At 36.0% G+C, this 4331-nt stretch carries 3 protein-coding genes and 1 riboswitch; all 3 genes read right to left on the reverse strand.

The window, feature by feature from the left end; translation table 11 throughout:
- Positions 1 to 56: 56 nt before the first annotated feature.
- From DFR80_RS14950 to DFR80_RS14960, 3 genes are read right to left on the reverse strand one after another with little or no spacing between them, the layout of a single operon-like run.
- The gene (locus DFR80_RS14950; RefSeq protein WP_233493941.1) at positions 57 to 1889 is read right to left on the reverse strand and encodes an ATP-binding protein; all 1833 of its coding nucleotides are present in this window, start codon (positions 1887 to 1889) and stop codon (positions 57 to 59) included.
- Between the two features lie 22 nt (positions 1890 to 1911).
- The gene (locus tag DFR80_RS14955; protein WP_114490466.1) at positions 1912 to 2565 is read right to left on the reverse strand and encodes a TrkA family potassium uptake protein; all 654 of its coding nucleotides are present in this window, start codon (positions 2563 to 2565) and stop codon (positions 1912 to 1914) included.
- A 21-nt stretch (positions 2566 to 2586) separates the two neighbouring features.
- The gene (locus DFR80_RS14960) at positions 2587 to 3909 is read right to left on the reverse strand and encodes a TrkH family potassium uptake protein (RefSeq protein ID WP_114490467.1); all 1323 of its coding nucleotides are present in this window, start codon (positions 3907 to 3909) and stop codon (positions 2587 to 2589) included.
- Positions 3910 to 4044: 135 nt separating this feature from the next.
- Positions 4045 to 4169, reverse strand: a riboswitch (cyclic di-AMP (ydaO/yuaA leader).
- Positions 4170 to 4331 lie beyond the last annotated feature (162 nt).

Here is a 4331-nt window from a genome sequence, read left to right on the forward strand (position 1 = left end):
CCAGACTTTTACCAACAACTAATCTAATATTTTTTTCATCATCTACTACTAAAATTTTACTCATTATTTTCCTCCTGATAGCCATATCTTGGGATGTAGAATGAAAAAGTAGAGCCTTCTCCTTCTTCACTGTCAACCCAGATCCGACCATTGTGGGCTGTAATAATTTCTTTTGCAATAGCAAGGCCGAGACCGGTTCCACTTTTTTCTTCTTTATCACTGCCGGCCCTAACAAATTTTTCGAAAATTTTAGACTGGTATTCTTTTGGAATCCCCGGTCCATTATCTGCTACTGATACTAGAACCCTTCTACCCTTTATTTCTGCATCCACTTCTATTTTACCTTCATCAGCATAGCGGAGTGCATTTCCAACCAGGTTAGATATAACCCAGCTGATTTTTGAAGGATCTGCATAAGCAAAAATGTTATCCTCAGACTGTTTAAATTTGAGCTCAATTTCTTTTTCCTCCGCCTGTTTATGGAAGGGGTTAAGTGTTTTTTCAATAATATCATTGACATCTACCTTATCAAACTCCATTTCAATTTTACCTGATTCAATCTTAGAGAGATCAAGCAGATCATTTACTAACTCAGTTAATCGTTCCACATCCTCATAGGCTGCTTCCAGCAGTTCCTTCTGTTCCTCATTTAATTCTCCTGTATCCTCGTTAATTACCATGTTGAGGCCCATATTCATAGAAGTTAATGGGGTCCTAAACTCATGAGATACAGTTGAAACAAACTCAGATTTCATATTATCGATTTCTTTTAAGCGGGTAATATCTTCTAAAAGAGTAACAGTAAATTGATATTCTTCGTCTTCATCTATTACCTGTTTGGTAGAAATCCTGTAATGTCTTTTTTTATCATTTTTTTTCAAGAGGAATGTCTTTTCTTCTTTTGCTTCAGGATTTTTAATGTATTCAAAAATCTCTTCTGCTTTAATTACCTCTAAAAAGTGCGTGCCAAGTACATCCTCCCTCAGTGAAAAAAGTTCTTTTGCTGTTTCGTTTATTAAAACAATTTTGTGATCTTTATCTGTTACTATTAAAGGGCTGCTTAAATTATTCACTACAGCCTCTGACTTTTCTTTTTCCATCAGCAGTTTTTTAACATTTATTTTCTCATATTCTTTCAATTTGGAAATCATCTCATTAAATTCATCAGCCAGCACCCCGATCTCATCCTCAGAAGCCACTTCAACTTTACGCTGAAAGTTTCTGGCAGCCACTTCTTTAATACCTTTTTCTAGTTCTTTAATCGGCCGCAGTATCTGTTTAGTAAGATAAAAAGCAAAGATTAATGAAAATGCTGTAACTAATAAAGCCAGTCCAATTGTGTAGATTATTGCCTGGTTGGCTCTGCTGTTTGCATCCCCCTGAGCCTCTACCATTGCCTGTCTATTAAGTTCTCTCAACTCACGGATATCAGTCTTGATCTCATTAAATAAGGGCAGTAGCTCCTGGTTATATATCTCCCAACGCTGATTCTCATCTGCATTATAGAATTGATCAAATTTAGAGACAAAGTTAAAATACTTTTCATTTATCTTCTCTAAAATTGCTCCTTCACCGTCGATAGTAATATTATCTTCTGCCCTGGCAAGCCAGGTATAGAATTCTTTTTCGTTGCGTCTAAATATTTCCTGTCCCTGCTCTTCTGAGGTTCTTAAAAGCAGCAGCAGAGCACTATCCTGACGCTCTATTGATTCGACCATACTGTCACTAGCTTTAATGCTGCGGTAGTTTTCAACTAAAATATCATTGATCGCATTCGAAAGAGACTCAAAGTTATAAATACTCCAGCCAACTACCCCCGCTAAAATTAAGATCATAACTGCAAATCCGAGGAGCATTTTGCCTTTTAATGTTTTAATTTTTATCTTCATATTTAACACTCCCTAACAAAAATTAATTTCCAAAGTCACGCATTTTATCAAGATTCTCATTTTTACCCATTAGAACTAATTTATCTCCCTCTTCAATTATATCATCTGCTCCGGGAGAAATATGGATGTTTTCTCCCCGCTTAATTGCCATTACATTGACATCGAAACTAGCTCTTAACTCAAGATCCTTAAGAGATTTGCCTGTCATTTTATCAGTTGCCAATAGCTCTATTACACCATATTCAGGAGCAAATTCTATATAGTCTAAAACATTCGAAGAAATAAGGTTCTGAGCAATTCTAGCCCCCATATCTCTTTCAGGATAGACTATTCTGTCTGCCCCAACTTTGGTTAAAACTTTGCCGTGTAATTTATCTGGTGCTTTAACTATTACAAAAGGTAAATTTAACTCTTTTAAGATTAAAGTACATAATATATTTGCTGAAACATTATCTCCAATGCTGACCACTGCTACATCAAAGTTTCTAACTCCTAATGTTTTTAGGGCTTCTTCATCAGTCGCATCAGCCTCTACAGCATGAGTTACATCAGCACTAATTGCCTGAACTTTTTCGGGATCACGGTCAATTGCTAATACATCATGTCCATTTTCAGCCAGAGTTGTCGCAACACTGGCACCAAATCTACCTAAACCTACTACTACAAACTGTTTCATTTGTCTGTCCTCCTATCAAAATTAACCGACCATTACTTTTTCTGTTGGATAGTGATATTTTCCTTTTCTTACTCTTTCGCCAAAGGCAAGGGCTAGAGTCAGTGGTCCAACTCTACCTGCGAACATCGTAATTGTAATCAATACTCTACTTATATCAGACAGCTGTCCAGTAATTCCTGTTGAAAGTCCCACTGTACCAAAGGCAGAAACTGTTTCAAATAAAACATCTATAAACTGAAAATCTTCAATTACTAATAACAGGGTAGTTACTAATACAACAAGCCCGGCAGCCAGCATAGTTATTGTAAAGGCCTCATAGACAATCTTTTTTTCAAAGCGGCGGTTATATACTTCCATATCTTCTTTCCCTGTGATCATGTTTTTTAAGGTAACAAGCATCACGCCAAAAGTAGTTGTCTTGATACCTCCACCGGTTGAACCGGGAGAAGCACCAATAAACATTAAGATAATAATTATAAAAAGTGAAGACTGTTTTAAAGCCCCGGTTGCTACTGTGTTAAAACCTGCTGTTCTGGGAGTTACAGATAAAAACATTGCCCCCAGTGTTTTATCAAGCAGAGGCAGGCCGGCAAGAGTATTATCATATTCTAAAACAAAAAAGATTATAAAACCAAATACAAGTAAGGCTAGAGTCATTATAAGTACTATTTTAGTCTGTAGAGTTGTTTTTTTAAACTTAACTCTGTTATATGCCTCTACCATAACACCAAAACCTATACCACCAAGGATTATTAAGGCCATAATCACAAAGTTGATTGTTATATCCCCGGTAAAATTCTCTAAACTGTTTCCAAAAAGATCAAAACCAGCATTGTTAAACGCTGATACAGCATGGAAAATAGCCAAATAAATTGCTCTCCCTGCAGGATAATCCTGTACCAGACGTGCAAATAAGATAACTGCTGCAGTTCCTTCAATTGCAAAGGTAAAACCGAGCAGGTACTGGACAAGTCTCACCATACCTGAGATTTGATACTGGTTTAAATCTTCCTGAATAATTAATCTTTCTTTTAGACTTATCTTCTTTCCAATTATAAAGGCAAACAAAGTGGACATTGACATAATACCCAGCCCACCAATCTGGATTAAAAGCATAATCACAGTTGAGCCAAAATGAGTAAAGGCTTCTTTAGTATTAACAACAATCAAACCTGTGACACAGGTTGCTGAGGTTGCTGTAAATACCGCGTCTACTGCTCTCAAACCCTGTCCATCAGTTGTAGCAATCGGGAGCATCAAAAGTATTGAACCCAGCATGATAATAATAAAATACCCAAAAACTAAGTACTGTGCCGGGGTTAAATTTTTCTTGCTGATCTTCATTCTCTCTACTCCTTTCAAAAAATAATAACTAGTTATATACTTAAAAAAAGCTCTATAAAATCAAAAAAACACTACAGATAGACTGTAGTGCCAATAGATAAATTTCACCATATAGAATACATGGTGGCATCAAGTCTGTCCCTTATTTAAAGTCTACGGAGTTAGCTGTCGGGCTAGAAGTAAAGGTCTTCTTCTAAAAATAGATTCGCCCCAAAAAAGTGGGTCCCCCGCTCTCAGATGAGATTAGACAACAGAAATATTTTCTTTTCCTATATTAAAACACATTACAATAATTTTGTCAAATATGTGATTTAAAGAATTTACTTTGGTGAATTGCAAGTTGCAATGCACGGTTTTTTTGATTTTTTTAAAATAGCCTGTACCTTTAGTATTTCTAGATACTAAAACTTAACTTTTCTCTG

The organism is Halanaerobium sp. ST460_2HS_T2 (assembly GCF_003337665.1).
Lineage (GTDB): Bacteria > Bacillota > Halanaerobiia > Halanaerobiales > Halanaerobiaceae > Halanaerobium > Halanaerobium kushneri.

What these genes read in the sequence shown, in the direction of transcription:
- DFR80_RS14950 (WP_233493941.1), bottom strand. Translation starts at nt 1,889, where the DNA reads ATGAAGATAAAAATTAAAACATTAAAAGGCAAAATGCTCCTCGGATTT.
- DFR80_RS14955 (WP_114490466.1), bottom strand. Translation starts at nt 2,565, where the DNA reads ATGAAACAGTTTGTAGTAGTAGGTTTAGGTAGATTTGGTGCCAGTGTT.
- DFR80_RS14960 (WP_114490467.1), bottom strand. Translation starts at nt 3,909, where the DNA reads ATGAAGATCAGCAAGAAAAATTTAACCCCGGCACAGTACTTAGTTTTT.